25 protein-coding genes and 2 pseudogenes are annotated in these 26,048 nt (G+C 65.2%); 20 read left to right on the forward strand and 7 right to left on the reverse strand.

Annotation, left to right across the window (positions count from 1 at the left end; genetic code table 11):
* Positions 1-119 precede the first annotated feature (119 nt).
* Entirely contained in the window at positions 120-1,085 is a 966-nt protein-coding gene (locus tag AC1RLW_RS21465) for a hypothetical protein (protein WP_487847660.1), read from the forward strand.
* A 26-nt stretch (positions 1,086-1,111) separates the two neighbouring features.
* Here the strand turns inward: AC1RLW_RS21465 and AC1RLW_RS21470 are convergent, their stop codons facing one another.
* Together AC1RLW_RS21470 and AC1RLW_RS21475 are read right to left on the reverse strand one after the other, a co-directional pair.
* Positions 1,112-1,786, reverse strand: a complete 675-nt coding sequence (locus AC1RLW_RS21470) for a response regulator transcription factor (protein ID WP_056575150.1) — start codon at positions 1,784-1,786, stop codon at positions 1,112-1,114.
* 62 nt (positions 1,787-1,848) lie between these two features.
* Complete coding sequence (locus AC1RLW_RS21475; RefSeq protein WP_062482795.1) at positions 1,849-2,334, reverse strand: MarR family winged helix-turn-helix transcriptional regulator; 486 nt, start codon at positions 2,332-2,334, stop codon at positions 1,849-1,851.
* Between the two features lie 146 nt (positions 2,335-2,480).
* Here AC1RLW_RS21475 and recA point away from each other — a divergent pair, with 146 nt between their 5' ends.
* The 3 genes from recA to AC1RLW_RS21490 are packed head-to-tail and all read left to right on the forward strand — an operon-like array spanning position 2,481 to position 4,535.
* Positions 2,481-3,590 carry a recombinase RecA gene (gene recA, locus AC1RLW_RS21480; RefSeq protein ID WP_062482792.1) on the forward strand — a complete coding sequence of 370 codons (1,110 nt, stop codon included), beginning with the start codon at positions 2,481-2,483 and terminating at the stop codon, positions 3,588-3,590.
* 59 nt (positions 3,591-3,649) lie between these two features.
* Positions 3,650-4,123, forward strand: a complete 474-nt coding sequence (recX, locus tag AC1RLW_RS21485; protein ID WP_062482789.1) for a recombination regulator RecX — start codon at positions 3,650-3,652, stop codon at positions 4,121-4,123.
* Positions 4,092-4,535, forward strand: a complete 444-nt coding sequence (locus AC1RLW_RS21490; protein WP_082818353.1) for a polyketide cyclase — start codon at positions 4,092-4,094, stop codon at positions 4,533-4,535. Before recX ends, AC1RLW_RS21490 begins: the two co-directional genes overlap by 32 nt.
* A gap of 12 nt (positions 4,536-4,547) precedes the next feature.
* Here AC1RLW_RS21490 and yiaA read toward each other — a convergent pair whose 3' ends face one another.
* On the reverse strand, positions 4,548-4,988 hold the full coding sequence (gene yiaA / locus AC1RLW_RS21495; protein ID WP_062482786.1) for an inner membrane protein YiaA: 441 nt from the start codon (positions 4,986-4,988) through the stop codon (positions 4,548-4,550).
* A gap of 114 nt (positions 4,989-5,102) precedes the next feature.
* Here yiaA and AC1RLW_RS21500 point away from each other — a divergent pair, with 114 nt between their 5' ends.
* From AC1RLW_RS21500 to scpC, 3 genes are all read left to right on the forward strand, one after another.
* Positions 5,103-5,825, forward strand: a complete 723-nt coding sequence (locus AC1RLW_RS21500) for a hypothetical protein (RefSeq protein WP_491513661.1) — start codon at positions 5,103-5,105, stop codon at positions 5,823-5,825.
* A 133-nt stretch (positions 5,826-5,958) separates the two neighbouring features.
* Complete coding sequence (locus AC1RLW_RS21505; protein ID WP_062475335.1) at positions 5,959-6,909, forward strand: bestrophin family protein; 951 nt, start codon at positions 5,959-5,961, stop codon at positions 6,907-6,909.
* A 68-nt stretch (positions 6,910-6,977) separates the two neighbouring features.
* Positions 6,978-8,477, forward strand: a complete 1,500-nt coding sequence (gene scpC, locus AC1RLW_RS21510) for a succinyl-CoA:acetate CoA-transferase ScpC (protein ID WP_369645656.1) — start codon at positions 6,978-6,980, stop codon at positions 8,475-8,477.
* Between the two features lie 60 nt (positions 8,478-8,537).
* On the opposite strand, the gene argC is transcribed toward scpC, so the two are convergent.
* Positions 8,538-9,461, reverse strand: coding sequence for an N-acetyl-gamma-glutamyl-phosphate reductase (argC, locus tag AC1RLW_RS21515; protein ID WP_307582283.1), 924 nt, complete (start codon positions 9,459-9,461; stop codon positions 8,538-8,540).
* Between the two features lie 207 nt (positions 9,462-9,668).
* Between argC and sucC the strand changes: the two genes are divergently transcribed.
* The 8 genes from sucC to AC1RLW_RS21555 all read left to right on the forward strand — a co-directional run bounded on the left by sucC (position 9,669) and on the right by AC1RLW_RS21555 (position 18,000).
* A complete protein-coding gene (gene sucC, locus AC1RLW_RS21520) occupies positions 9,669-10,835 on the forward strand; it encodes an ADP-forming succinate--CoA ligase subunit beta (RefSeq protein WP_489060597.1) in 1,167 nt (388 codons plus the stop codon).
* A 10-nt stretch (positions 10,836-10,845) separates the two neighbouring features.
* Complete coding sequence (gene sucD, locus AC1RLW_RS21525) at positions 10,846-11,739, forward strand: succinate--CoA ligase subunit alpha (RefSeq protein WP_056575184.1); 894 nt, start codon at positions 10,846-10,848, stop codon at positions 11,737-11,739.
* Between the two features lie 116 nt (positions 11,740-11,855).
* The gene (locus AC1RLW_RS21530) at positions 11,856-12,539 is read left to right on the forward strand and encodes a TerC family protein (protein WP_062475329.1); all 684 of its coding nucleotides are present in this window, start codon (positions 11,856-11,858) and stop codon (positions 12,537-12,539) included.
* 29 nt (positions 12,540-12,568) lie between these two features.
* Positions 12,569-13,378: a Stp1/IreP family PP2C-type Ser/Thr phosphatase gene (locus tag AC1RLW_RS21535; RefSeq protein ID WP_070063289.1), complete on the forward strand. Its 810-nt coding sequence runs from the start codon at positions 12,569-12,571 to the stop codon at positions 13,376-13,378.
* Positions 13,379-13,451: 73 nt separating this feature from the next.
* Complete coding sequence (locus tag AC1RLW_RS21540) at positions 13,452-14,102, forward strand: FHA domain-containing protein (RefSeq protein ID WP_095747310.1); 651 nt, start codon at positions 13,452-13,454, stop codon at positions 14,100-14,102.
* 72 nt (positions 14,103-14,174) lie between these two features.
* Complete coding sequence (locus tag AC1RLW_RS21545) at positions 14,175-16,433, forward strand: CHASE2 domain-containing protein (RefSeq protein ID WP_493194975.1); 2,259 nt, start codon at positions 14,175-14,177, stop codon at positions 16,431-16,433.
* Positions 16,434-16,462: 29 nt separating this feature from the next.
* On the forward strand, positions 16,463-17,266 hold the full coding sequence (locus tag AC1RLW_RS21550) for a 3',5'-cyclic-nucleotide phosphodiesterase (RefSeq protein ID WP_492730208.1): 804 nt from the start codon (positions 16,463-16,465) through the stop codon (positions 17,264-17,266).
* A 200-nt stretch (positions 17,267-17,466) separates the two neighbouring features.
* Positions 17,467-18,000 carry a pilin gene (locus tag AC1RLW_RS21555; protein ID WP_493194977.1) on the forward strand — a complete coding sequence of 178 codons (534 nt, stop codon included), beginning with the start codon at positions 17,467-17,469 and terminating at the stop codon, positions 17,998-18,000.
* Positions 18,001-18,055: 55 nt separating this feature from the next.
* Here AC1RLW_RS21555 and AC1RLW_RS21560 read toward each other — a convergent pair whose 3' ends face one another.
* On the reverse strand, positions 18,056-18,613 hold the full coding sequence (locus AC1RLW_RS21560) for a hypothetical protein (protein ID WP_493194979.1): 558 nt from the start codon (positions 18,611-18,613) through the stop codon (positions 18,056-18,058).
* A 52-nt stretch (positions 18,614-18,665) separates the two neighbouring features.
* Here AC1RLW_RS21560 and AC1RLW_RS21565 point away from each other — a divergent pair, with 52 nt between their 5' ends.
* Entirely contained in the window at positions 18,666-19,301 is a 636-nt protein-coding gene (locus tag AC1RLW_RS21565) for an isoprenylcysteine carboxylmethyltransferase family protein (RefSeq protein ID WP_493194980.1), read from the forward strand.
* A 7-nt stretch (positions 19,302-19,308) separates the two neighbouring features.
* Complete coding sequence (locus AC1RLW_RS21570) at positions 19,309-20,370, forward strand: serine hydrolase domain-containing protein (RefSeq protein ID WP_493194981.1); 1,062 nt, start codon at positions 19,309-19,311, stop codon at positions 20,368-20,370.
* On the opposite strand, the pseudogene AC1RLW_RS21575 reads toward AC1RLW_RS21570, so the two are convergent.
* Positions 20,330-20,478, reverse strand: a pseudogene (locus AC1RLW_RS21575) (leucine zipper domain-containing protein); the annotation flags it as partial. The gene AC1RLW_RS21570 and the pseudogene AC1RLW_RS21575 sit on opposite strands and share 41 nt — an antisense overlap.
* Positions 20,479-20,752: 274 nt before the next feature.
* On the opposite strand from AC1RLW_RS21575, the pseudogene AC1RLW_RS21580 reads away from it, so the two are divergent.
* The 3 genes and pseudogenes from AC1RLW_RS21580 to AC1RLW_RS21590 form a co-directional block, all read left to right on the forward strand.
* A pseudogene (locus AC1RLW_RS21580) lies at positions 20,753-20,860 on the forward strand (hypothetical protein); the annotation flags it as partial.
* A 100-nt stretch (positions 20,861-20,960) separates the two neighbouring features.
* On the forward strand, positions 20,961-21,089 hold the full coding sequence (locus AC1RLW_RS21585; protein ID WP_493194983.1) for a hypothetical protein: 129 nt from the start codon (positions 20,961-20,963) through the stop codon (positions 21,087-21,089).
* Positions 21,090-21,249: 160 nt separating this feature from the next.
* Entirely contained in the window at positions 21,250-21,717 is a 468-nt protein-coding gene (locus AC1RLW_RS21590) for a hypothetical protein (RefSeq protein WP_493194984.1), read from the forward strand.
* A gap of 126 nt (positions 21,718-21,843) precedes the next feature.
* Here the strand turns inward: AC1RLW_RS21590 and AC1RLW_RS21595 are convergent, their stop codons facing one another.
* On the reverse strand, positions 21,844-26,040 hold the full coding sequence (locus AC1RLW_RS21595) for a PilC/PilY family type IV pilus protein (RefSeq protein WP_493194985.1): 4,197 nt from the start codon (positions 26,038-26,040) through the stop codon (positions 21,844-21,846).
* Positions 26,041-26,048: the final 8 nt, after the last annotated feature.

Consider the following 26,048-nt stretch of genomic DNA (forward strand, 5'->3'; position numbering starts at 1 on the left):
AACGCGGGCGAGCGTGAACTAGTACTGCGATTCGCAGGTGTGACGTTTCATTGACAAGGTGTGACTGGTTGTAGTCTTGACGTGCAGTTTCTGCAATTCAAAAACATCAGGGAGAAATCATGAAGCAAAAGACCGTGGGCGGCTGCCCCAAGCCGCTCTGGATGGCCGCGACCGTGTTGGCCGCCAGCGTGGGCGTCACCGCATGCGGCGGTGGAGGTGGTGGAGGCGGCGGTGGCATGCCGATGCTGCCGATCGCACCGGTTCCGGCGCCCGCCCCTGCGCCCTCCCCAGCCCCGGCGCCCGCGCCCGCACCGGCCGAGAACCGTGCCGCTGTGCCGGGCTCCGAGCCGTCGCCCTCGCTGAGTGCGCCGCAGCCCGGCTCCACCGCCGCGGTGGGCAATGACAGCGAAGGCATCTACGCGGGCGTGCGAGGCATTGCCTTCGTCGGCACCAACGGTTCGTTGGCAGGCAGCTTCCTCGGGGGCACGATGTGGGGTTCGCTGAAGGTCACGGGGCTCGACTGGTCGTTCAACCCGGACACCGAGTTGTATGTTCCGCCCAACGCATATCCGGTGACGGGCTCGGGCACCTTCACGCCGAAGAAGTCGGTGGATGGCACCTACGCCTACGACAACCGCAGGCCGTCCGATGTCGGCCCGCTGGCCTACACGATCGAGAACGCGCTGGCGGTGTCGCAGGCGAGCATGACCGGCACGTGGTCCAACACCGACAGCAGCCCGAGCCTGGGCGTGACGGTGCAGGTCGATGGCCAGGGCGTGTTCACTGGCAGCACGAGCGGCGTGCAGATCGGCCAGTGCACGCTCTCGGGCACTGTCGCCCTGGCGCAGCCCGGCTCGGCCAAGAACATGTACAGCCTCACGCTGAAGGCCGTGAATGCCGCCACGGCCAGCACCAACGACTGCAAGCTCACCCCCGCCGCCACCGGCAGCTATGCCGGGCCAGCCATCATCGGGCTGGTACCGGCGGGCGTGTACGACAGCAATGGCTACTTCCGCAGCCTCATGTTCCTGATCCGTTCGAACACCGGCGCCACGCTGCTCGTCAATCTGCGCAAGCAGCCCTGACGGCATTTCGCGCGGGCGGGGCACGCTCAACCGGGAATCTTCTCGAGGCAGTAGCCCAGCCCGCGCACCGTCGCGATGCGCACCGGTCCCTTCTCGATCTTCTTGCGCAGGCGGTGGATGTAGACCTCGATGGCGTTGATGCTCACCTCTTCGCCCCATTCGCACAGCCGGTCCACCAGCTGGTCCTTGCTGACCAGCCGGCCGGCGCGCTGCAGCAGCACCTCGAGCAGGCCCAGTTCGCGCGCCGACAGCTCGATCATCTTGCCGTCGATGGTCGCCACGCGGCCGGCCTGGTCGTAGACCAGCGGGCCGTGGCGGATCGCGTTGCTGGTGGCGCCCATGCCGCGCCGCGTGAGGGCGCGCACGCGCGCCTCGAGCTCCTGCAGGCTGAAGGGCTTGGCCATGTAGTCGTCGGCGCCGTGGTCCAGGCCCTTCACGCGCTCTTCCACGCTGTCGGCCGCCGTGAGCACCAGCACCGGCAGCTGCGAGCCGCGCGCGCGCAGGCGCTTGAGGATCTCGATGCCGTGCAGGCTGGGCAGCCCGAGGTCGAGGATCAGCAGGTCGAACTCGCTGTGGGTCATGAGCGCGGTGTCGGCCTGCGAGCCGTTGGCCACATGATCGACCGCCGCGCCCGAGGTGCGCAGGCTGCGCAGCAGGGCATCGGCCAGCACCTGGTCGTCTTCGGCAATCAGTATTCGCATGAGCCACCTCCGGCGGATTCAGGCGCCATGCCGGCGCAGTTCACATTTGTCTCAACGCGAGTCTAGCCCGCTGTATAGGCTTCGAGTCCGATGGTTACCACGGTGGCGATCTCGTCGCCCACGCTGGCGCGGAACTCGCGCTCGGTCTGCGTCACGGCGCGGCGGAAGGCGTCCAGCCAGGCCAGCCCGTCGGCCGTGAACAGCACGCGCCGCGCGCGCGCATCGAGCGGGTCGGGCCCGCGTGTGACCAGCCCCCAGGCCTCGCACTGGTCGACCAGCGTGCCCATGGCCTGCTTGGTCATGCCGGCGCGCTCGGCCAGCTCGGTCAGGCGCGAGCCCTCGCGCGCCAGGTGCCGCGTGATGTGGATGTGCGCCGCGCTCACCTGCGCGCGCGCCGCGAGGTTGGACAGCGCCAGCGGCACGTCGATGTCGTGCGCCATGAGCGCCAGCACGCGCTCGTCGAAACGGCGCATCGCATGGCCCAGCAGGCGGCCCAGATGGGTCTGGCGCCAGGCGTCGGGATCGGTGGGAAAGGCGGGGTCGGCCATGGCCTCAGATGGTAAGGCAAACTGACTTTAAAGTGGGTTTGCGAAACGCCATGAGCCCCTACACTACTGTTCAAGCATCCAGCCTGTGGTTAAAAGCAGATGGATGAATCCCGACACAAACCGTTGATATTCAAGGAGATTTCCACATGGACGCAGTCGTCAAGGGCGCAAGCATCTCGGTCGCCAACAGTGAAAAGGCCAAGGCCCTGCAAGCCGCGCTGGCCCAGATCGAAAAGCAGTTCGGCAAGGGCACGATCATGCGCCTGGGCGAAGGCGAGGCGCTCGAAGACATCCAGGTGGTCTCCACCGGCTCGCTGGGCCTGGACATCGCCCTGGGCGTCGGCGGCCTGCCGCGTGGCCGCGTCGTTGAAATCTACGGCCCGGAATCCTCGGGCAAGACCACGCTCACGCTGCAGGTGATCGCCTCCATGCAGAAGCAGGCCGGCACCTGCGCCTTCGTCGACGCCGAGCACGCGCTCGACGTGCAGTACGCCCAGAAGCTCGGCGTGAACCTGTCCGACCTGCTGATCAGCCAGCCGGACACCGGCGAGCAGGCGCTCGAGATCGTCGATTCGCTGGTGCGCTCGGGCGCCGTCGACCTGATCGTGGTCGACTCGGTCGCCGCGCTCACGCCCAAGGCCGAAATCGAAGGCGAAATGGGCGACTCGCTGCCCGGCCTGCAGGCCCGCCTGATGAGCCAGGCGCTGCGCAAGCTCACGGCCACGATCAAGAAGACCAACTGCATGGTCATCTTCATCAACCAGATCCGCATGAAGATCGGCGTGATGTTCGGCTCGCCCGAAACCACCACCGGCGGCAATGCGCTGAAGTTCTACGCCTCGGTGCGCCTGGACATCCGCCGCATCGGCACCATCAAGAAGGGCGACGAGGCCATCGGCAACGAAACCAAGGTGAAGGTGGTGAAGAACAAGGTCAGCCCGCCGTTCAAGACGGCCGAGTTCGACATCCTGTTCGGCGAAGGCATCAGCCGCGAGGGCGAGATCATCGACATGGGCGTGAACGCCAAGATCATCGACAAGTCGGGCGCCTGGTACGCCTACAACGGCGAGAAGATCGGCCAGGGCCGTGACAACGCCCGCGAATTCCTGCGCGAGAACCCCGACCTGTCGCGCGAGATCGAGAACAAGGTGCGCGAATCGCTGGGCATTCCGCTGCTCGCGGCCGACGCCGGCAGCGAACCCGAGAAGGCCGAGAAGCCCGCCAAGGCATCGAAGGCCGACAAGGCGGCGGAGTAAGTGAGACGAAGCGGCCTTCGCGTGTTGCGTGGGCCGCCTGAGCGACCCACCACCCCCGAATGGCCTTCAGCGCCCCCTCCCTCAAAGGCCGCGCCCTGCGCCTCCTGAGCCAGCGCGAGCATTCGCGCGCGGAGCTGGAGCGCAAGCTGGCCAGGCACGAGGAAGAGCCCGGCACGCTGGCGAAGGCGCTCGACGAGCTGGTCGCCAAGGATTTCATCAGCGAGCCGCGCGTCGTGGCCTCGGTGCTGCACCAGCGCGCCGCCCGCTCGGGCGCGCTGCGCGTGAAGCAGGAGCTGCAGGCCAAGGGCATCGCGCCCGAAGCCATCGCGCAGGCGGTGGCCGGCTTGCAGGGGACCGAAGTCGAGCGCGCCACGGCCCTGTGGCGCCGCCGCTTCGACGCGCCACCCGCCGATGCGAAGGAGCGCGCGAAACAGATGCGATTCCTGATGGCGCGCGGTTTCTCGGGCGCCGTCGTGTCCAAGGTGCTCAGGAGCGACTTCGATGACCCAAGCGACGACCCCAACGGCGAATGAAGGCGACGCGGCCCTGTCCCGCGTCATCACGCAGCGCGTGCAGTGCGAATGGCGCGACGCCTATGCGCTCGCGTCCGACCCGAAGCGGCTGCCCGACTGGGCCAGCGGTCTCGCGAAAAGCGCGCTGGTGCCGCACGGCGACCACTGGATCGTGCGCACGCCCGAAAGCGGCGAGGCCCGCATGCGCTTTGCGGCGCCCAACGACCTGGGCGTGCTCGACCACTGGGTGGCGCCCGAAGGCGTGCCCGAGGTCTACCTGCCGTTTCGCGTGATCGGCGTGGCGCCCGGCGTGTGCGAGCTGCAGTTCACGCTGCTGCGCCAGCCGCACATGGACGATGCGGCCTTTGCGCGCGACGCCGGATGGATCGCGCGCGACCTGCAGGCCCTGCGCCGCCTGCTCGAGGCGGGCTGAGCCCGGCCTGGCTTACTCGGTGGCCGTGACGTCGTCGGCCAGCGGGTTCTCGGCCTTGTACGCGGCGATGTCGCGCACGTTCTTCTGCACCGCCACCGCGCCGAACAGGCTCAGCAGGAAGGCCATGGCGTAGAAGCCCTTCTCGCTCGCGGCCAGCGAGGCGTTGAACAGGCCCACGGCCAGCAGGCCCACCGACAGCAGCAGCGAGACCCAGCACAGGCCGAAGTAGATGCCGGTGACCGAGATGCCCTCGAGCCGGTCGCGCACCGTCTTTTGCAGCGACACGGCCGAGAACAGGCCGTACATGAGGATGGTGAAGTAGTAGCCCTTCTCGTTGAGCTGCATCGCGGCATTCCACAGCCCGAGCAGGTACACGATGGCGCCGATGATCAGCGCGGCCCAGGATGCGGCGACGAATGCGCCGGTCGGTTTCTGAAACTTGACGGTTCCCATGACGATCCTCCTCGTTGTTGTGTCGCGCGATTATGGTGCGGGAAGGCGGTGGCATGATCGCCAGCGACCGGCCTCCCAGGAGGCGGCTTTCCAGAAAAACCGGAGGAACCCTTCATGTCGTCGCCACCCGCCCACCCGCAGTCCCTCGTTCGCACCGGCGCCAAGGCCGGCTTCGCCTTCGCCGGCTCGGCCATCAAGGGCGCGCTGATCGGCCTGTTCCTCGGCGGCGGCGTGTTCTTCTACTACCTGAGCCAGCTGCAGGGTCCGGGCATCCCGGCGGCGCGGGCCGGTGGCGCGGGCGCCATCCTGGCGCTGCTCATGTCGCCGCCGCTGCTGGTGGCCGTGCTGCTGTCGCTGTTCGTCGGCGTGTACTTCCTGCTCGGCGTGCAGCGGGGCCGCGCCCGCGCGATGCAGCACCTGGTCGCGGCGCGCGGCGAGGCCGTGTCGCAGCGGCTGGGCGACGCCATCGCGGGCCGCATCGAAGCCATGCCGCGCACCCACGGCGGCTTGCAGCGCGTGGCCGACTGGCTGTCGCCCGACGCCCTGTGCCAGCAGCTCGCACCGGTGCTCGGCGAAGGCCGGGCCGTGCGCGCGGTGGTCGGCTTCGTGCTGGGCCGCCTGCCCCTGAGCGACATGCTGGCCGAGTGGCAGCAGGAACGTGCCGCGCACGGTGCGACGACACCGGCGACGGGCGAAGACCCGGCCCTGCGCGCCCTGCTCACGCGCCGCATCCACGAGGTGCTGCAGGAGATGGCGACGCCCTCGCGCAAGCTCTTCTACATCGCGCTGGCCGCGCAGGCCGTCCTGCTGGGCGTGGGGCTGTGGCTCGTGCGCTGAGCCCGACCGTCTTCGTCGGTCTTGGGGTGGCCCGCCGCCCTCGCGCTGACGCCTCGGCGACAATCAGCGCCCGCGCGGGCCTTGCGGTGTGCGCGGCCTCCATGCCTGCCTGTCTCCCCTGCCCCCCGCTTTCATGATCGTCCGGAAACGCCCGTCCGGGCTCAAGCTGTTTCTGTCCTGGCGGGGCTCCGTCCTGCCGCGCATCGCTGCGGCGCTGACGCTCAACGTGATCGTGGCCATCGTCGTCACGGTGCTGCACGGGCGCTTCGGCTCGATCAAGATCCCGCTCGGCACCGTGCCCTTCGCGCTGCTCGGCCTGCCGCTGGCGATCTTCCTGGGCTTTCGCAACACCGCGGCCTACGACCGCTTCTGGGAGGCGCGCAAGCTCTGGGGCGAGGTGATCCTGCGTTCGCGCAACCTGGCGCGTCAGTGCCAGAGCCTCATCGACGGCGATGCGCCGGTGAACGCCGGCGCCGACACCGTCCGCCGCCTGGACGACCTGCGCGTGCGCATGACCTTGCGCGCCGCGGCCTTCGCCCATGCGCTGCGCCACCAGCTGCGCGGCACCGACGCCGCCGCCGACACCCGGCCCTTCCTGTGCGAAGCGGAATGGCAGGGCCTCACGCAGGTCGCCAACCGGCCGCATGCGCTGCTGATGCACATGGGCGCTGACCTGCGCGAAGCGCTGCGCGCGCGACGCATCGACCCGGCGCTGGCGGCGGGCGTCGACGGCACGCTGTCGGCGCTGAGCGCGGCGGCTGCATCGTGCGAGCGCATCCTCAGCACGCCCATTCCCTTTTCGTACACGCTGCTGCTGCACCGCACGGCGTACCTGTACTGCTACCTTCTGCCCTTCGGGCTGGTGGACTCGGTCGGGTTCATGACGCCGGTGGTGGTGCTGATCGTGGCCTACACCTTCTTCGGCCTGGACGCGCTCGGCGACGAGATCGAGGAGCCCTTCGGCACCGAGTCGAACGACCTGCCGCTCGAGGCCCTGTGCCGCACGCTCGAGATCGACCTGTGCCAGTCGGTGGGCGCTCCGGCGCCGGCGCCGCTGGTGCCGGTCGACTACTTCCTGCGCTGACACCCGCCGCGCGCGCGGTGCCGGCTTTTCTTTTCCCTGCCTGACGAAAGAAAGACGTTTTGTCCCCCATGCCGCACGAAGACCGCATCCGCCTGCCCGCCCTGCGCAGCAGGATCACCACCGCCGAGGCCGCCGCCGAATGGATTCGCGACGGCATGGTGGTCGGCATGAGCGGGTTCACGCGCGCCGGCGACGCCAAGGCCGTGCCGCTGGCACTCGCAGCCCGCGCACGCCGCGAGCCGATGAAGATCACGCTCATGACCGGCGCTTCGCTCGGCGGCGACGTGGACCGCCAGCTGACCGAGGCCGGCGCCATCAGTCGGCGCATGCCGTTCCAGGTCGACACCGTGCTGCGCCAGGCGATCAACCGCGGCGAGGTGATGTTCATCGACCACCACCTGTCGGAAACGGTCGAGATGCTGCGCACGCGGCAGATCCCGCCGATCGACATCGCGATCATCGAGGCCGTGGCCATCACCGAGACCGGCGCGCTGGTGCCGAGCACCTCGATCGGCAACAGCGCGAGCTTCGCGATCCTGGCCGACAAGGTGATCGTCGAGATCAACACCTCGCAGTCGACCGCGCTCGAAGGCCTGCACGACATCTTCATTCCCAAGCACCGCCCGCAGCGCGAGCCGATGCCGCTGGTGGCGCCGCACGACCGCATCGGCACCAGCGCCATCGAGATCCCGCCCGAGAAGATCCTGGGCATCGTCATCACCGACAAGGCCGACAGCACCTCCACGGTATTGCCGGCGGACGCCGAAACCGCGGCCATCGCGGCGCACCTGGTGGCCTTCTTCGAGCGCGAAGTGGCGCAGGGCCGGCTTACCGAGCGGCTGCTGCCGCTGCAGGCGGGCATCGGCACGGTCGCCAACGCAGTGATGTCGGGGCTGGGCGCGGGGCCGTTCGAGCACCTCACGATGTACTCGGAGGTGCTGCAGGACTCGACCTTCGACCTCTTCGACGCCGGCAAGCTGGACTTCGCCTCGGGCTCGTCGATCACGCTGTCGCCCGCGAAGGCGCGGCAGGTGTTCGGCGACCTCGACCGCTACAAGGACCGGCTGGTGCTGCGGCCGCAGGAGGTGAGCAACCATCCGGAGATCATCCGGCGCCTGGGCATCATTGCGCTGAACACGGCGCTGGAGGCCGACATCTACGGCAACGTCAATTCGACCCACGTGCTGGGCACGCACATGATGAACGGCATCGGCGGCTCGGGCGACTTCGCGCGCAACGCCTACCTGTCGATCTTCGCGACCAAGTCGGTCGCCAAGCAGGGCGCGGTGTCGAGCATCGTGCCGATGGTGTCGCACGTGGACCATGCGCCGCAGGACGTCGACATCCTGGTCACTGAGGTGGGCCTGGCCGACCTGCGCGGGCTGGCGCCGCGCGAGCGGGCGGCGGCGATCATCGCCAACTGCGCGGCCGAGCCGTACCGCGCGATGCTGCAGGATTACTACACGCGTGCTGTGGCGACCTGCGGCGGCCACACGCCGCACCGGCTCGAAGAGGCGTTTTCGTGGCACGTGCGCTACCGCGACACGGGCACGATGCGGGCCGACTGAAAGCAAAAAAGGCCGGTCCTTGCGGGCCGGCCTTTTTTGTCTGTCAGCGCTTGAAGTGGCTCAGAGCGCCAGCATCAGCTTGAGGTTCTGCACCGCGGCGCCGCTGGCGCCCTTGCCCAGGTTGTCCAGGCGCGCGATCACCACGGCGTGGCGGTGGTCCTCGTTCGGGAACACGCGGATCTCCAGCTGGTTGGTGTCGTTGAGCGCGAGCGCGTCGAGCTTGCCGTCGTCGGTCGGCGGCAGCACCTTCACGAACTGCTCGGGCGTGTTGCTCCGGGCGTAGTGCGCGGCCAGGGCGTCCTGCAGGTCGCCGGCCTTGGGCTTGCCGGGCAGCAGGTCCAGGTGCAGCGGCAACTGCACCAGCATGCCCTGCTTGAAATTGCCCACCGACGGAATGAAGACCGGGCGGCGCGTGAGGCCGGTGTAGGTCATGATTTCGGGGATGTGCTTGTGCTTCAGGCCCAGCGCGTAGGTCTCGAACAGCGGCGCCTTGCCGCCCTCGTAGTCCTCGATCATCGTGCGGCCGCCGCCGGAGTAGCCGCTCACCGAAGGCAGCGACACCGGGAAATCGGCCGGCAGCAGGCCCGCGTCGACCAGCGGGCGCACCATGGCGATGGCGCCGGTGGCGTAGCAGCCGGGGTTGCCGACGCGGTCGGCCTGGGCCACGGCCTGCCAGTGGCCTTCGACGAGCTCGGGGAAGCCGAAGACCCAGCCCGGCGCGATGCGGTGGGCGGTCGAGGCGTCGATGATCTTGGGCTTCTTGCCCGGGAGCTGGTCGATCAGCGCGACCGACTCGCGCGCCGCGTCGTCGTGCAGGCACAGCACCACGAGGTCGACGCCGGCCATCAGCTCGCGCTTGGCGGCCACGTCCTTGCGCAGCTCGGGCGCGATGCTCACGAGCTCGATTTGCGGCATCGTTTGCAGCCGCTCGCGAATTTGCAGGCCGGTGGTGCCGGCTTCGCCGTCGATGAAAACCTTGGCCATATCGGAGTATGCGTAGAGTGGCTAGAAGAAAGTACGTATTGACCGCAACCGCGCATCAAGTATTGGTGCGGCGCACCATGATACAGTCCGCGGTTGTTCGCCGCCCCCAGCCGTCAGGCTGCCGTCGCCCGCGAACAACAGAGCAGAAACAACAGTCTCACTCCCGATCTCCCGTTCTCAACCTCCTCCTTCCGAGAGACATCCCTCATGAAGATTCACGAGTACCAAGGCAAGGAAATCCTTGCCAAGTTCGGCGTGCCGGTGCCGCGCGGCATCCCGGCCTATACGGTTCAGGAGGCGGTCGAGGCCGCCCAGAAGCTTGGAGGCCCGGTCTGGGTCGTCAAGGCCCAGATTCACGCGGGTGGCCGCGGCAAGGGCGGCGGCGTCAAGGTCGCCAAGTCGATCGAAGACGTCAAGAAGCTGGCTGGCGAGATCCTCGGCATGCAGCTCAAGACCCACCAGACCGGCCCTGAAGGCCAGAAGGTGCGTCGCCTCTACATCGAAGACGGCGCCGACATCAACAAGGAATACTACATTTCGGCCGTGACCGACCGCGCGACGCAGAAGATCGCGTTCATCGCTTCGAGCGAAGGCGGCATGGACATCGAGGAAGTGGCCCATTCCACCCCCGAGAAGATCATCACGGTCTACGCCGACCCGAAGGACGGCCTGACCGACGCGCAAGCCAAGGAAATCGCCGACGGCATCGGCATGCCGGCCGATTCGACCGCGCAAACGGTCGACATCCTGAAGAAGCTCTACACCTGCTACATGGAGACGGACGCCTCGCTGGTCGAGATCAACCCGCTCAACCGTGACAGCAAGGGCAACGTCATGGCGCTGGACGCCAAGTTCAACTTCGACAGCAACGCGCTGTTCCGCCACCCCGAAATCGTGGCCCTGCGCGACCTGGACGAAGAAGACGCGGCCGAAGTCGAAGCCTCGAAGTTCGACCTCGCCTACATCTCGCTGGACGGCAACATCGGCTGCCTGGTGAACGGTGCCGGCCTGGCCATGGCCACCATGGACACCATCAAGCTGTTCGGCGGCGAGCCGGCCAACTTCCTGGACGTGGGCGGCGGTGCCACCCCCGAGAAGGTCACCGAAGCCTTCAAGATCATGCTGAAGAACAAGAACGTGGAAGCCATCCTCGTGAACATCTTCGGCGGCATCATGAAGTGCGACACCATCGCCACCGGCGTGATCGCAGCCTGCAAGGCCGTGAACCTGCAAGTGCCGCTGGTCGTGCGCATGAAGGGCACCAACGAAGTCGAAGGCAAGAAGCTGCTGGCCGAGTCGGGCCTGCCGATCATCAGCGCCGACACCATGGCGGACGCGGCCCAGAAGGTCGTGGCAGCAGTCAAGAAGGCCTAAGGAACAAGTCATGTCGATCTACATCAACAAAGACACCAAAGTCATCACGCAAGGCATCACCGGCAAGACCGGCCAGTTCCACACCGAGAAGTGCCAGGAATACGCGAACGGCAAGAACGCCTTCGTGGCCGGCGTGAACCCGAAGAAGGCCGGCGAGTCGATCTTCAACATCCCGATCTTCGGTTCGGTGAAGGAAGCCGCCACGCAGACCGGCGCCACCGTGTCGGTGATCTACGTGCCGCCGGCAGGTGCCGCGGCCGCCATCTGGGAAGCTGTCGAAGCCGACCTGGACATGGCGATCTGCATCACCGAAGGCATCCCGGTTCGCGACATGCTCGAAGTGCGCAACAAGATGAAGGCCAAGGAAGCGGCCGGCGGCAAGAAGACCCTGCTGCTGGGCCCGAACTGCCCCGGCCTGATCACGCCCGACGAAATCAAGATCGGCATCATGCCCGGCCACATCCACCGCAAGGGCCGCATCGGCGTGGTCTCGCGCTCGGGCACGCTGACGTACGAAGCCGTGGCTCAACTGACGGAAATCGGCCTGGGCCAATCGTCGGCAGTCGGCATCGGCGGCGACCCGATCAACGGCCTGAAGCACATCGACGTGATGAAGGCCTTCAATGACGATCCGGACACCGACGCCGTCATCATGATCGGCGAAATCGGCGGCCCCGACGAGGCTGACGCAGCCCGCTGGTGCAAGGACAACATGAAGAAGCCGGTCGTCGGCTTCATCGCCGGTGTCACCGCCCCTCCCGGCAAGCGCATGGGCCACGCCGGCGCGCTGATCTCGGGCGGTGCCGACACGGCCGAAGCCAAGCTCGCCATCATGGAAGAGTGCGGCTTCACCGTGACGCGCAACTTCTCGGAGCTGGCCAAGCTGCTCAAGGGCAAGCTGTAAAAAGCACACCCACCGCTGGCGGCATTCCCGCCGCTCGCATTACCACGCAGAAATGAAAAAGCGCCCGCATTGAGTTGCGGGCGCTTTTTTAACTACAACACAGTGGAATCAGAGACATGGAACTTCTTCAAAGCACGGACTTCTGGATCGGTCTGATCAAGATCGTCTGGATCAACATCATCCTCTCGGGCGACAACGCCGTCGTGATCGCCATGGCGGCGCGATCGCTGCCGCCCGCGCAACAGAAAAAAGCCGTGCTGTTCGGCTCGGGCGCGGCCGTCGTGCTGCGCATCGTGCTGACGGTGGTGGCGGCCAAGCTGTTGGCGCTGCCCTACCTGCAGATCATCGGCGGCGCCCTGCTGCTGTGGATCGGCCTGCAGCTGCTCAGCGAGGAAGACGAAGGCGACGGCGAGTCCAAGGAATACGGCAGCATGTTCGCGGCCGTGCGGACCATCCTGCTGGCCGACCTGGTGATGAGCCTGGACAACGTGATCGCCGTGGCGGCCGCCGCGCAAGGCAGCATGGTGCTGCTGGTGTTGGGTCTGGCCATCAGCATCCCCTTGGTGATTTTCGGCAGCACGCTCATGATCAAGCTCATGGAACGCTTCCCGATCATCGTCATGCTGGGTGCCGCGCTGATCGGCTGGGTCGGCGGCGAGACCATCGTGAGCGACGTGTCGCTGCACGAGGCGCTGGCGGCCAACCCCTGGATGCACTACGTGGGCGCGATCGCCGGCGCGGTGCTCGTCGTGGCCCTGGGCCGCTTCCTGCAACGGCGCGCACGCGCTGCTGCGCACTGATCCCTTCAAAAAGCGAGCGCTGACAAACGATGGCAGGTGTTGGCGTTTCCCTTTTCTCCAGTCGACCGGCGCTGAGCTGGGAGTTTGCGGCGCTGACCGATGTCGGACGCCTGCGCGCCCACAACGAAGACGCGGTGCACGTCGACCCGGCCCTCGGCCTGGCGCTGCTGGCCGACGGCATGGGCGGCTACAAGGGCGGCGAGGTGGCCAGTGCCATGGCCATTTCGCTGATGCACGCGAGCTTCGGACGCTGGTTCGCCCAGGCCGGCATGCAGGCGCCGGCCCGCGTGGTCCGGCGTGCGCTGCAGGCGGCCACCGACGAGGCCAACGGCGCCATCCTCCAGGCGGGCATCACCCACGAAGAACTGCGGGGCATGGGCACGACCCTGGTGCTGGCGGCGTTCCGTCCGCAGCGCGTGGTGGTCGGCCACATCGGCGATTCGCGCTGCTACCGCCTGCGCAACAACAAGCTGGAGCAGCTCACGCGCGACCATTCGCTGCGCCAGCAGCAGCTCGACGCGGGCGCCATCACGCCCGAAGAAGCCCTGAACTCCCCCACCCGCAACCTCGTGACGCGGGCCGTGGGCGTGGAAGCCCAGGTGTTGCTGGAGATGCACGAGCACAGCGCCAGGCCGGGCGACCTGTACATGCTGTGCTCCGACGGGCTCAGCGAGATGGTGCCGGATGCGCAGCTTTTCACGCTTTTGAGCCGTGATCTGGGGCTGAAGGAGATGGCTTCACTTTTGGTTGCAATTTCAAACGACAATGGCGGACGGGATAACATTTCAGTTGTTCTGGCCAAGGCGGGCGTCAGCGAAGCGACCCGCGGGGCCATGTAGCAGCCAACCCAGGCGGCGGACCGTTTGCGCCGCCTGACGGTGCTGGATCTTTGCAAACGGGGAGTAATCGGCCATGCCGAAGATGATCATTTCGGTCGATGGCGTCGTCATCGGCCAAGTGGCGCTCGCCAAGAACCGCACGACGTTGGGCCGGCGCGCCTACAACGACATCGTGATCGACAATCTCGCCGTCAGCGGCGAGCATGCCGTGCTGCACATGAGCGGCGGCGAAGTCGAAATTGAAGATCTCAACAGCACCAACGGCACCTACGTCAATGCGCTGGCCGTCCAGAAGCAGGCGCTCCAGGACAACGACGTCATCGAGGTCGGCGGCTGCCGCATCCATTTCCGTTCGCACAGCAACCTCATGGCCGGCCCCGGCTCCGTGCGGGCCTCGCTCTCCGAGTATTCGGCGCCGATGCCGCTCTCGTCGGCGCCCACCGAATCGGGCGCACTGGTCGAGCTGGGCGTGCCCGTGCTGCGCGTGCTCTCGGGCGCCAACGAAGGCCAGGACGTCCCGCTGCAGAAGGTGGTCACCACCATCGGCAAGCCCGGCGTCGCCGTGGCCGTCGTCACCCGCCGCCGCCAGGGCTACGTGGCGGCCACCGTCGTCGGCAGCGTCACACTCAACGGCGCCCCACTGGGCGCCGAGGCCGTCGCGCTGCAGGAAGGCGACGTGCTCGAACTCGGCGGCGCCTCGCGCATGCAGTTCGTCCGGATCTGAGCCGCTTCCGGCGCCCCGCTCCGCCCCCCGTTTTTTCGCCGACAGGCATTTGTTGTCCAAGGCTGACCAGCCATGAGCGCATTGCGGCGGCACTGGCCGCGCATCGCCATCACGCTGCTGCCGGTGCTGCTGGCGCTGCTCCATGCCACCGGCGCCTGGCGGCTGGGCGTGATCGAGCACCTGGATCACCTGATCTACGACGCCCGCCTGCGCGCCACCATGCCGGGCACGCCCGACACGCGGGTCGTGATCGTCGATGTCGACGACGCCAGCCTGGCGCGCGAAGGCCAGTGGCCCTGGCCGCGCGACAAGATCGCCAGCCTCACGACGGAACTGCTGGCCCGCCAGCACGTGGCCGTGCTCGGCTTCGACGTGATGTTTCTCGAGCCCGACCGCAGCTCCGGCCTCGGGCGCCTGAAGGAGATCGCAGCCGGGCCATTGAGCGGCGTGCCGGGCCTCGCCGCCGAGATCGACCAGCTCGCGCCGACCCTCGACCACGACGCCACACTGGCCCAGGCCCTGCGCGGCCAGCCCGTGGCGCTGGGCTACTACTTCACCCGCACCGAACAGCCCAGCGCCAAGGGGCTGCTGCCGGCGACGCCCGTGCTGCCGCCCGACGCCTTTCCGCCCCATGCTTCCTTCGTCACGCTCTGGAACGGCTTCGGCGCCAGCCTGCCGGTGCTGGGGCGCGCGGCGCCGGTCGCGGGGTTCCTGAACACCCTGGTCGGTGACGGCAGCGACGACGGCGTGATCCGTAGCGTGCCGCTCATCGCCCGCTACGAAGGCGAGCATGCGTCGCCCGGGCACTACGAGTCGCTGGCGCTGGCGGTGTACCGGCTGGCGAACGGTTCGCCGCCCGTGCGGCCGGCGCTCGTGGCCGGCGACGGCAACTTTCCGCGCCTGCAGGCGCTGGTGCTGGGGTCGCTGCGCATCCCGGTCGACCAGAGTGCCAGCTTGCAGGTGCCGTTTCGCGGCCCCGGCGGGCCGCGCGCAGGATCGTTCCGCTACGTGGCCGCTGCCGACGTCCTCGAGGGCCGACTGGCGCCGGGCGAGTTGAAGGACAAGATCGTGCTGCTCGGCGCCACCGCGCCCGGCCTGCAGGACCTGCGCGCCACCCCGGTCGGCGCCGCGTTCCCGGGCGTCGAAGTGCACGCCAACATCGTCTCGGGCCTGCTCGACCGGCGCCTGCTGGCCGTGCCCGACTACGCGCCGGGTTATGAAGTGCTGACCGTGCTGGCGGCGGGGTTGCTGCTCGCGTTCGGGCTGTCGCTGCTGTCCGCATCGCGCGCCGTGCTGCTCGGCGCGGGCGTGGTCGCCGCGCTGGTCGGCCTCAACACCTGGCTCTACGTCGGCCACAGCCTCGTGCTCCCGCTGGCGTCGGCGCTCGTCATGGTGGCGCTGGCCTTCGCGCTCAACATGAGCTGGGGCTACTTCGTCGAATCGCGCGCGCGGCGCGGGCTGGTGCGGCTCTTCGGCACCTACGTGCCGCCGCAGCTGGTCGACGAAATGCTCGTGCGCCCCGGCCGCTACAGCATGCGCGCCGAGAGCAAGGAAATGACCGTGATGTTCTGCGACATGCGCGACTTCACCCGGCTGTCCGAGCAGATGGCGCCGGCCGAGCTGCAGGCCTTTCTGAACACCGTCTTCAGCCGGCTGACCGAGGTGATCAGCGCGCACCGCGGCACCGTCGACAAATACATGGGCGACTGCGTCATGGCCTTCTGGGGCGCGCCCATCGACACGCCCGGCCATGCCGCGCTTGCCGTGCAGGCGGCGATCGACATGGCGGCCGCCGTGCACGACATCAACCGCCAGCACCGCGCCAACGGCCGCCCCGAAATCAGCGCCGGCATCGGCCTGAACAGCGGCCTCATGAGCGTCGGCGACATGGGCTCGACCGCGCGCCGCAGCTATACCGTGGTCGGCGACGCGGTCAATCTCGCGTCGCGGCTGGAAGGCCTGAGCGGACACTACGGGGTCGAGATCGTGGCCAGCGGCGCCACCCGCGAGGCGGCGCCCGGCTTCGTCTGGCAGGAACTCGACAGCGTGCGCGTCAAGGGCAAGGCCCAGGCCGTTGCCATCTACACCCCGCTCGTGCCGGAAGCTGCGGCCGAGTCGCAGGACACACGGCAGCAACTCGACCGCTGGAGCCAGGTGCTCGCCGCCTACCGCCGCCAGGATTGGGCGCTGGGCCGGAACTTGCTGGCTCCCCTGCTCGCCGCGGATGCGAAAAAAGTCCTTTACCAGCTCTACGCCCAGCGTTTAGCCTCGATGGCGCTTCGCCCGCAAGACCCGGACTGGGACGGCGCCACCCGGTTCGACACCAAATGACGACAGACGCATACAAGGGGTCTTCCACAATGCAGGTTCGCGTGCTGGGTTGCTCGGGCGCCATCGCCAAGGACTGCCGCACCACCTCGTTCCTGGTCGATGCGGACCTGCTCGTGGACGCCGGCACGGGCGTCGGCGACCTCACCCTCGACGAGATGGCCGCCATCGACGACGTGGTGCTCACCCACTCGCACCTCGACCACATCGCCGCCCTGCCCCTGATGCTCGACGCCGTCGGCAGCCGCCGCACCCGGCCCCTGCGCGTGCATGCTCTGGCGGCCACCATCGACGCGCTGCGGGCGCATGTGTTCAACAACGTCATCTGGCCGAATTTCGAACGCATTCCCAGCCCCGAATCGCCGTTCGTGAGCTTTCACGAGATCACGGTCGGGCAGCGCCTCGAGTTGGGCAGCGACGCCCCCAAGCTGATCGAGGTGCTGCCGGCCGTCCACACCGTGCCGGCCTGCGGCTTCGCCATCCGCCGGGCGGAAGGCGGCGCCCACTGGGTCTTCAGCGGCGACACCGAACGCAACCCGCCGTTCTGGGAGCGCATCAACGCGATCGACGTGGCGATGCTGGTCATCGAGACCGCCTTCAGCTCCCGCGAAGAGGCATTGGCCGAACGCAGCCTGCATCTGTCGCCGGTGGCGCTGGCGCACGAGCTGGCGCACATCGATCCGGGCAAGCAATACCCGATCTACATCACCCACACCAAGCCGGCAGAGACCGAGGAAATCATGAGCCAGATCGAGATGCTGGCGGGGCGGGAAGTGGCAGGGTTGGCGCAGCGGGACATCCGCTGGCTCAAGGCGGATGGGGTGCTGACCTTCTGACCGGGCCCGGTCAGGCATGACAAATTTGTCGACACAATTGGCATCTGAGTGCGAGTTGTGTCACATCATGTAACCAACTTGTGACCAAAGGCGGCCTGATCGAGGGCTGCAGGGTGGGAAACCGGGTGGCACGGATGCTGCGGAAGTTACCCCGCTCCGGGCCGGTTCCCGGGCTTTACAAACCAACCTGGAGTTAATGAATGAACCGTCGTTCTATCGCACGCAATGTGCAAAAGGGTTTCACCCTGATCGAATTGATGATCGTTGTGGCGATCATTGGTATTCTTGCGGCGATTGCGCTGCCTGCATATCAAGATTACACGGCTCGCTCGCAAGTTACGGCGGCGCTTGCCGAAATTACCCCGGCTAAGACCAACATTGAAGAGAAGGCAAGCCAAGGCATTACTACTACGCAAGCAGCGGACCTGACCGGCAATGCGGCAGCCAATGCTCAAGCAGCTGGTCTGTCGAGCAACGTGACCAGCCGCTGCAGCGGGATTGCCTTGAATGTCGCTACTACGGGCGCTTCGACGATCACGTGCACGATCGCTGGAACCGCGTCCATCAATGGCCAAACTATTGTTTGGACTCGTGGTGCAGATACGACTGCTGGTGCAGCGGGTACGTGGGCTTGCACCACCAACGTTGTCGAGAAGCTGCGTCCGAAGACCTGCGCCGCTGCAGCCGGAGGCGCAGCAGCTGCAGCTGCCGCTGCTGCTGCAGCTGGGGGTTAAGGGAATTTAATCACCTTCGATAGTGATTCAAAGAGGGGGCAATGCCCCCTTTTTTTTATTTTCCAGCAATGAACAGGTCATTCAAACCCATAACTGCCGTTCCGGCCCGTGTAGCCCTAGCCGGTGTATGCGGTGCGATTTTTGTCTCGTTGCTCATTTGGCTCCTTGAACTGCCAGCGCCATTGGAGGTTTTGCTGTTTCTCTCTGGATGTGCACTGCCGATGTGGACGCTGGAGCTGCGTCGTTTTCCCGGTAACGGTTCTCGTTCGGGGAAGTTGGGGTTGCCCGCCTGGCGACGAAAACTACGGCTGGTAGGCCTGATTTCTTTGATGGCAATGTTTTGCCTGAATGCTTCAATATTCCGAGTTTTGAGTCCCGCAGCATTTGCCGGTTTTGAAGCCCTGCTGCCTTTGATTCTGTGTTGCGCAACGGGATGGATGTGCTGGATGGGGTTGCGATTTCCCGCTGAACGGGAGTTGGACTCGGTTGAGTTTTTGGGGAAATCAATAATTCGATTTTTGATGCGGTCGTCGAAATTTGGGCGCTCGGATTCCCAGATAATTCTGGGGTGGGCTGTTAAGTCTTTTTTCTTGCCCTTGATGATAAGCAGCACCTACTTGTTTCTCGTAAGTGCTAGAAATGCATTGAATCATCAGGTTGGATGGATGAGCATATTTGGTGGCCTCTATATGCTGATGTTTGCCATTGATACAGCGTTCGCCACAATTGGATATTGCTCTACAAGCAAGAGGATTGGGGCACATATCCGTTCGACAGAGGCCACATTTTTAGGCTGGTGCTCTGCGCTAGTGTGCTATCCACCACTGAATTTACTGGTCTTGCAGAAATGGCTGCCTTACCGCGACGGACTCGAGTGGGACAAATGGTTGGCAGGGTGGCCTTTGATTTCTTTCCTCTGGGGCATCGCGATTTTGCTGTCTGTTGGACTGTATGTTTCAGCCACTGTGGCATTTGGTCTTCGATTTTCCAATTTGACAAATAGAGGTGTCATAACATCGGGCCCATATCAGTATTTCAAACACCCGTCGTATATTGGAAAGAATGTTGCATGGTGGCTTATTTCTGTTCCCTTTGTCTCTAGCTTGGGCGTGGCTGCTGCAATTGGAAATTGTATGGCACTCTTGGCAATCAACGGAATTTACTGCATTCGAGCAGCAACTGAAGAGCGACACCTCATGAAAGATCCCGCGTATCAAGCCTATTCTGATTGGATTTCAAGAAATGGAGTGCTCGGGAGGGTTTGTCGTGCCTTCAGGGCGACACCTGCAGCAATGAATTAATCAAATTTTGCGCGGATTTATTGTTTGTCTGCTATTTGTTTTTCCTCTCTCGGGGGATGCTTTTTGCTTTCTTGCGGAAATTCGCCAATTTCTACTTAAAGAAAATATAAAAGGCGCAGTTGTCGGTGTCTACAAAAGAGGTCGCATCGAAAAAGTTGCTGCTTTTGGCCATCAAACTGATGGAGGCGCGCTTGTTGATGTCAATTCTCGTTTTCCGCTTGCCAGCCTTTCGAAAATCATCACTGCCGCTTCAATTCGAAGAATGGTGGCCTTGGGTAAGTTGAGGCTTGATGAGCGGGTCGCCGCCATTTTGCTCGATCCTTCGCTGGAAAATGCAAAGCAGAGTGAGATAACAGTACGTCATTTGCTGCAACACACAAGTGGCCTTGCAACCTCTGGAACTGGAGACCCGCTATTCGATGCTGAAGGTGGAGTGGTGGGTTGCAATAAAGTCGTTGATTTTCTTCTTCAAAAAATACCTGTCGCGCCTGCTGGCAAGAGCATCGAATACTCCAATGTGGGGTATTGTTTGTTGGGACGGGTTTTGGAGAAAATATCAGGGGAAAGCTACGAAAAGGCGGCAAGAGATTTATTGTCAAGTTTGAGAGATTTAAATGATCTAACCTTGGGGCCATCAACCCAGATTGAAATTGAAGCCTGGGGGTATTCTCAAAATTCATGGAAAGCCTTGGGGGCGGCTGGCGGTTGGTTTGCAAGTGCTACGACGATCGCCTCATTTTGCGCCACTGATGCGAAAGAGGCTTCGATCTACAGCGCACCTCCAGTCTCATTCAAAGAGTATTACTATGGATTGGGTTGGCGTGTTTGGCCGCAGCCTCGAGGCTATTTTCTTAGCCATTTTGGAAACTTGCCTGGAGTCTTTTCCCTCGCTGTTGCATTTCCTGATGGAAGCTGTGCTGTTGGATTGTTCAATGGTCGCCCTAAGAATGCGGAGGCAGCCGCTAGGTTTTTGATTGAATTGTTTGCGAGGAAAATGGATAGAAATGGAGGCGGGTTCCAATTTATCCCAGGCAGCGACCAAGCCACTTTCTGGCAGTCGGTGCAGTGACGCCATGCGCGAGCGCTGCCCTCACGGCATCCCAGCCTTGCACCGTCATCTGCTTGAGCACCTCGATTCGGCGGGCAAAGGTAAGCCGGCATGCTTATGGGCGTTCATCCGATTGGGTGTCCTGGGGCGATTCGGTGTTCGGCGACTTCCAGCCTCTCAAACGCAATCCGGACGAACACCGGATATACAACCGATTGGAGCTTCACAGCTAGCCTTCAGGCATGAGCACCGCTAAACCGGCCTCTACGCGCCATAGTGCGCAACCGCAGGAGATTTACCAACTGCACATCGCGCTGGACCACGCCCGGCCCATGGTCTGGCGCCGGATCGAGGGGCCGACACGCTGACCCTGGCCCAACTCGACCGCGTCATTCAGGGGGCGATGGGCTGGACCAACAGCCACTTGCACGATTTCGACATCGCGGGGCAGCGCTTCGGCCACCTCGGCGGAGACGAGTGGCCCTGGAGACAAACCGGTGCTGGACGACCCGCTGGCATGCGAGCAAGGTCGCTTGGCGACGCGGTGAACGCGTTCGGCTACACCTACGACCGGCGACCGCTGGCGGCACACCGTCAAAGTCGAAGAGCGCATGGCGCCCAGCGAGGTCAACACTTGGCGGTTGTGCCTTACCGGGCAGAACGATTGCTCGCCCGAGGACGTGGAAGGAAGCGGCGGCGATATAGGGCTCGTTGAGGCCATGCGCGACCCCGTTGCATGAAGAACACGCCGGCATGTGGTGCTGGCACGGTGGCCCCTTCGATTCCGCATGATTCGACGTCAACGCCACCAACGTCGCGATCCATGCCTTGCGCATCTAAGGTGCGCCGCAAGACATCTATTGCCCGCGCCGGGCTGCTGTCGTCCGGGAGGGCGATCCCATGACCATCGCGCGGAAAGGGCGCGTTTCGGGACGTTGGCGCAGGCGTCCCTCGGCAATGCGATCTCCCGTTGATTGCGAAACCGCCCCGTATTCCCCACAAACCCTGCAAATCTTTCCCGGCGACGTCGGCCCTGCACTGACGTCGCAGCAGACGTGTTTCAACACACTGATCCGCCAGATCGAGAAGGACCGCCAGACACTGGCGGCGTGGCACGACAGCATCGGTACCTACTGCCAGGCCCATGCGCCGGTGCTGCTGCCGTTGGAGGGTGAGCGGATGGCCGCACGTAGGCAATGGGCGTTCGCGCTGGACGAATTGCTCGCCCAGCCGCGTGGATGGACCCGGGGCGAACGCGACACACTGCGTGACCGAGTGTGCGATTACGACAAAGCCCCCAGGGCGCTGTTCATCGGAGGTTGCGGCCAGCGGAGCAGAGCAGCGTATGCAGCGCGCCGCCAGTTTTAGCCTTCGACCGGCTGCCCTCCATCGGCATGTTTCAAAGTGCCCGATGGCAGCCCCTATCGCCCGTCCTCGCTCAAGCCGGCGTAGCCGATCGGTCAGGCTTCTGCCAAAGCAACTCGGCTTTGGCGCTCAATCCGCCGTCGGCACTTCCCGCCAGTTCAGCAGCCGCAACGTGGTGCCGGCCGGCGGCGTGAAGGGGATCTTGTCCAGATTGCCGCGTACATCGCCGGAGATCAGGCGCACGCTGCCGTCGACGCCCACAAACTTGAGGTCGGTGATCGCAGTGGTGGATTGCACGAATGCGGCGCCGTTGGTCAGCGCCGTGCGGCCGGTATTGAAGTCGATGGCGTAGGTCTGACTCTGACCCGAGGGGCTGCAGGCATCGCCGCTGGTGAGCAGCGACGAGAACGCAACGATGCCGTTGAAGGCGACTGGGCTCGCCACCATGCGCAGGCCAATGCCTCCTTCCGTGCCCAGGTCGAGGTACCAGCCGCGCGAATCGGTGGGAACGACGGTGCCGCTCACAAGATTGGTGACGGCGGTGAGGCCGCTGCGCGTCACGGGCATGGTGTCGTCGGCCGGCTTGAAGGCCGTGGCAGTGCCGTCGATGACGGCGTAGAAGCTCTGCACCGCGCTGGAATTGATGTCGCTCGAATCGAGCAACTGGCCGGTGCCGACCATCACGTAGCGCTTGCGGGTCGAGGGCTGGATCTGCACCAAGGGGCGCGAGGTGATGGGCTGGGCTTTCGGAGTCGTGGCGCCATCGGTGAAGAGGGCGATCTTGGTCGGTGCCGGGTATGCCGCGGTTGTGCCCGCAGCCGCGGTCACGTCGAAGCGCCAGAGCTGACCGTTGAGATCACCGACGTAGATTGCGTCGGCCGTGCCGTCGGTCAGGTCGGAGATGAAGGCCGTGGCGTGGGTCATTCCGTTGGCCGCCGCGCCGGTGCTTACCTTTTGCAGCAGCGCGCCGGTTTCCGGATGCACGAAATAGAGGTAGCCGTTGTGGTTGCTGTTGTCGTTGTGATAGCCCGAGGTCAGCACCACCACCCAGCCGTAGCGCCTGGTCTTCAGGATCAGGGGGGCGCCGTAGCTGAAGCCCATGTCCGCATCCGTGAACTCCCACAGCACCTTGCCCGCCACGATGGTTTCGTCGGTCATCGCGGCCGGATCGGTCACGTCGATGGCGTAAAAGCTCTTGCCGCCCTTGCCGAGGCCGCCGACCAGCAGCGAGCGCCAGTCCGAGCCGGTGGTCGCGAAGGTGCCGCCAGCACGGTCGAAGTCGACATCGACCACCTCGGGCGTTGCATCGACGTAGTACTTGTGCAGGTAGTTCGGGTTGCCCAACTGGGCCAGGCCGTCCGCGGCCGGCGTTGCGGGGCTGCTGGGCCCATTGAAGAGCGCGCTCGGCACGTAGGCGAACTGTTCGAGGCCGGCGTTGGCGCCGGTGAGCTCGCCGCGGAACGCATGCAGCATGCCATCGTTCGCGGCGGCGTAGACCATCGTGGGACGCGCGGCCTTGGCCGTCTTGAAGGCGGCGTAGCCCCGGTTCACCGCGTCCGAGTAGCTCGATGCGGGCGGGCCGACCGGTTTCACCTTCGAGTTGACGATGTCGCCCAGCAGCTTGCTGCGAAGCCGGTACGGCTTGGTCCCGTCGGTTGCGGTCTTTTCCTGGCTGCGATCGCCGCGCAGGTAGTTCAGGTAGTTGGCGCTGTCGTCACCGGTGACGTAGAGCGTGTCGAGCGCGGCCGCCTGGCTGCCCGTTCCGGTGGTGAGACTTCCGATGCGGAAGGGCACGCCTGTTGTGCCGTTCCAGGTGGCGATGCGCCGGTTGGTGTTCCAGCCCGTGCCGGCGAACTGCGTCGCGAGCGTGCTCGTGCTGTTCCATGCCGCCGTGAGTGAGGGCGTGCCGTCAGTGGCAAAGCTGATGCTGCTCGCGCTCACGACGCCAGTCCAGTCCTGGGCGTCGTATTGCGAGGCATACGAAGCCGAGCCTGTGGCCGCGACCTGCAGCGCCGAGAGCGAGAACGAGGTGGTGTACGCCTGGATGGCGTTCACGATGCGCTCGAAGGCTTGCGTCAGGCCTCTGACCAGCGTGTCGGGTTGGCCAGCGGCAAAGTAGTTGTCGGGACGCGGCTGCGTCAGGTTCGCGGCACGTGTGTCGGTCAGCGTCTCGCCGCTGGTCGACCACCAGTCCAGCGGGATGGTGCCAGCGAAGGTGTAGGGGTCGAAGTCGGCCGGCAGTTTTTTCGGATCCAGTCCGCCGAACTTGGCAGCGAGGTAGAACTGGTTGTTGTATTGGAAGGGTTGCTCCAGCACGTCCACCCAGTAGGTGCTGACGGTTTGCTTGCCGATGGTGTTGGCCTGCCCCGCCACGTCGGGGCGGATGTCCTTGGTGTTGGCGTCGAAGGCCAGGCCCGCGATGTAGGCGGAGTTGTTGCGACCGCTGTAGCTGTTGGAGTTGCCGAGGTCGCCCAGGCCCTGTAGCGCGCCGACCCGGTTGGTGGCCGTGACCGCGTTGACGGTGCGATCGTTCGCCACCTCGTCGGGCATGGCGGGCTCGCGGGTGCGGTAGGTGGTGTTGCCGGCCACGTTCTTGTCGACGTGGGTGTAGATGTCGCCGATGCCGAGCACGAAGTTGCGCTGGCACGAGTACTGGATCGGGTCGCCCCAGTTGGTGATCACCGGGAAACCGTCGACCCAGCTGGTCTTCGTGGGGGCGTCGGCTGTGCCCATCGAGCTCCAGGCCGCGACGTTCCCAAGGTTCCGGTAGTACCGCATGACCGCGTAATACAGCTCGCTGACGGGGTCGTAGCCCTTATAGTCGCCCGGAAGGATCTGACCGAACTTGTTCAGGTAGTTCATCACTCCGCTGTCCGCGATGGTCACGCCGGTCGCCGTCGTGGTCGCGGTCGCATCGGTGTCGTCGGGATTGCGGATGAAGGTGCCGTCCGTCTCGCTCCATTCCTTGCCGGTATTGGCTGCGGGTGCCTGACCGGGCGTCGGTGCGGTCGGCCCGACGAATTTCTGCCTGGCGCGCAGCACGCCGCCGTCGCGCTGGTCGCTGCTGTCGTTCAGGTAGCCGAAGGCGCTGAAGCGCATCTTGTCGGCGTACTTCTGGATCAGCCCTTCGGGCTTGTAGTTGGCGCCGTAGGCCTTGCAGTTGGCTTCGAGTCCGCCTGCTGCGGCCGAGGGGTCGCACACTTTCACGCGCATCGTGAAGTCGCCATCGGCCGGTCCGGCCTCGGAGAATGGCTTGAAGGTGCTCGACGAGGGAGTGCGCCAATGGAACTGCATGACCGCGCCGCCGGACTTTTCGTAGTACTCGATCTGCACGCTGAACTGCTGGCCTGCGGTGAGCGAGATGACGGCGGAGTCGTCGGTGGTGGGGCCGTGGTCGTTCCAGTTGTTGATTCGGCGATTGTTGTTGTTGTAGTTGGTGCCTCCATTGGTGTTGACCCAGAGCCGCACGCCGTCGTCGCTGATGGTGCGGAAGACGTAGTCGCCGGTCTCGGGTGCCGTGTAGGTGCCCGTGAATCGCGCCGAGAAGTTGTCGGCATTGACGCCGGCCACCGGAGCGGCGCTGCCCCAATCGTGGTCAGCGGTGTCCGCGGCGACGGCAGCGATCACCGGGTTGTTGAGATTGACGTTGTTGAAGTACTGCGCCGTCATCGTGCGGTTGCCGCCGCCGCCCGTGGCGCTCACGCGCATCTTGAAGCCACGGTTGGTGATGCTCGTTGTCAGCGCGGTGGCGCTATTGAACGGCGTGGCGCCCGCAATGGCGCCGGCCGGGAGCGTGCGGTCGGGGAACAGGCCGCGGTTGCCGTGCCAGGCTTTCTCGAGGATGGTGGTGGTGGCCGTGTCGACCACGCGCCGCCCACCCGTCATGGCCCAGCGGAAGGGATCGATCGTGGCGGTGGAGGCCCAATTCAGGAAGTTGCCGCTCCACTTGTCGTCGTTGGCGCCCGTGCAGGTGCGGTTGGTGGCGGCGCCGGCCGGGTAAAAGTAGCTGGAGTCGCCCTTGTCGGCGGTACTGACGCCATTGGCGGTGGTGTCGACCTGGTACAGGTAGCACTTGCCCGGATCGAAGTAGCCCAGGTAGTTGGTGTTGCTGGAGTAGTCGCCGACGTGGGCCGTGCGGGATGCGGTGGGCCATTCCACCGACAGCGCCAGTGCCAGGTTGCCCGGGACCTCCGAGGTCGAGAACACGGGCTGGTTGCCCAGGTTGGCCGCCGAAGCGACCAAAGCGCTGCCGAGCATCAGGCCGAGGCTGGTGGCGATGCCCGCGCGGCGCACGGCGCGAACGGACGAACGAATTCTTGTTTTCATGATTCGCC

This window comes from Variovorax sp. GW822-FHT04A09 (genome assembly GCF_058801005.1).

What these genes read in the sequence shown, in the direction of transcription:
- AC1RLW_RS21545 (WP_493194975.1), top strand. Translation starts at nt 14,175, where the DNA reads ATGAGCGCATTGCGGCGGCACTGGCCGCGCATCGCCATCACGCTGCTG.
- sucD (WP_056575184.1), top strand. Translation starts at nt 10,846, where the DNA reads ATGTCGATCTACATCAACAAAGACACCAAAGTCATCACGCAAGGCATC.
- AC1RLW_RS21475 (WP_062482795.1), bottom strand. Translation starts at nt 2,334, where the DNA reads ATGGCCGACCCCGCCTTTCCCACCGATCCCGACGCCTGGCGCCAGACC.
- AC1RLW_RS21505 (WP_062475335.1), top strand. Translation starts at nt 5,959, where the DNA reads ATGATCGTCCGGAAACGCCCGTCCGGGCTCAAGCTGTTTCTGTCCTGG.
- AC1RLW_RS21530 (WP_062475329.1), top strand. Translation starts at nt 11,856, where the DNA reads ATGGAACTTCTTCAAAGCACGGACTTCTGGATCGGTCTGATCAAGATC.
- AC1RLW_RS21465 (WP_487847660.1), top strand. Translation starts at nt 120, where the DNA reads ATGAAGCAAAAGACCGTGGGCGGCTGCCCCAAGCCGCTCTGGATGGCC.
- AC1RLW_RS21540 (WP_095747310.1), top strand. Translation starts at nt 13,452, where the DNA reads ATGCCGAAGATGATCATTTCGGTCGATGGCGTCGTCATCGGCCAAGTG.
- AC1RLW_RS21490 (WP_082818353.1), top strand. Translation starts at nt 4,092, where the DNA reads ATGACCCAAGCGACGACCCCAACGGCGAATGAAGGCGACGCGGCCCTG.
- AC1RLW_RS21590 (WP_493194984.1), top strand. Translation starts at nt 21,250, where the DNA reads ATGACCATCGCGCGGAAAGGGCGCGTTTCGGGACGTTGGCGCAGGCGT.
- AC1RLW_RS21565 (WP_493194980.1), top strand. Translation starts at nt 18,666, where the DNA reads ATGAGCATATTTGGTGGCCTCTATATGCTGATGTTTGCCATTGATACA.
- argC (WP_307582283.1), bottom strand. Translation starts at nt 9,461, where the DNA reads ATGGCCAAGGTTTTCATCGACGGCGAAGCCGGCACCACCGGCCTGCAA.
- sucC (WP_489060597.1), top strand. Translation starts at nt 9,669, where the DNA reads ATGAAGATTCACGAGTACCAAGGCAAGGAAATCCTTGCCAAGTTCGGC.
- yiaA (WP_062482786.1), bottom strand. Translation starts at nt 4,988, where the DNA reads ATGGGAACCGTCAAGTTTCAGAAACCGACCGGCGCATTCGTCGCCGCA.
- AC1RLW_RS21585 (WP_493194983.1), top strand. Translation starts at nt 20,961, where the DNA reads ATGGCGCCCAGCGAGGTCAACACTTGGCGGTTGTGCCTTACCGGGCAG.
- recX (WP_062482789.1), top strand. Translation starts at nt 3,650, where the DNA reads ATGGCCTTCAGCGCCCCCTCCCTCAAAGGCCGCGCCCTGCGCCTCCTG.
- AC1RLW_RS21550 (WP_492730208.1), top strand. Translation starts at nt 16,463, where the DNA reads ATGCAGGTTCGCGTGCTGGGTTGCTCGGGCGCCATCGCCAAGGACTGC.
- AC1RLW_RS21555 (WP_493194977.1), top strand. Translation starts at nt 17,467, where the DNA reads ATGAACCGTCGTTCTATCGCACGCAATGTGCAAAAGGGTTTCACCCTG.
- AC1RLW_RS21470 (WP_056575150.1), bottom strand. Translation starts at nt 1,786, where the DNA reads ATGCGAATACTGATTGCCGAAGACGACCAGGTGCTGGCCGATGCCCTG.
- AC1RLW_RS21500 (WP_491513661.1), top strand. Translation starts at nt 5,103, where the DNA reads ATGTCGTCGCCACCCGCCCACCCGCAGTCCCTCGTTCGCACCGGCGCC.
- AC1RLW_RS21595 (WP_493194985.1), bottom strand. Translation starts at nt 26,040, where the DNA reads ATGAAAACAAGAATTCGTTCGTCCGTTCGCGCCGTGCGCCGCGCGGGC.
- scpC (WP_369645656.1), top strand. Translation starts at nt 6,978, where the DNA reads ATGCCGCACGAAGACCGCATCCGCCTGCCCGCCCTGCGCAGCAGGATC.
- recA (WP_062482792.1), top strand. Translation starts at nt 2,481, where the DNA reads ATGGACGCAGTCGTCAAGGGCGCAAGCATCTCGGTCGCCAACAGTGAA.
- AC1RLW_RS21535 (WP_070063289.1), top strand. Translation starts at nt 12,569, where the DNA reads ATGGCAGGTGTTGGCGTTTCCCTTTTCTCCAGTCGACCGGCGCTGAGC.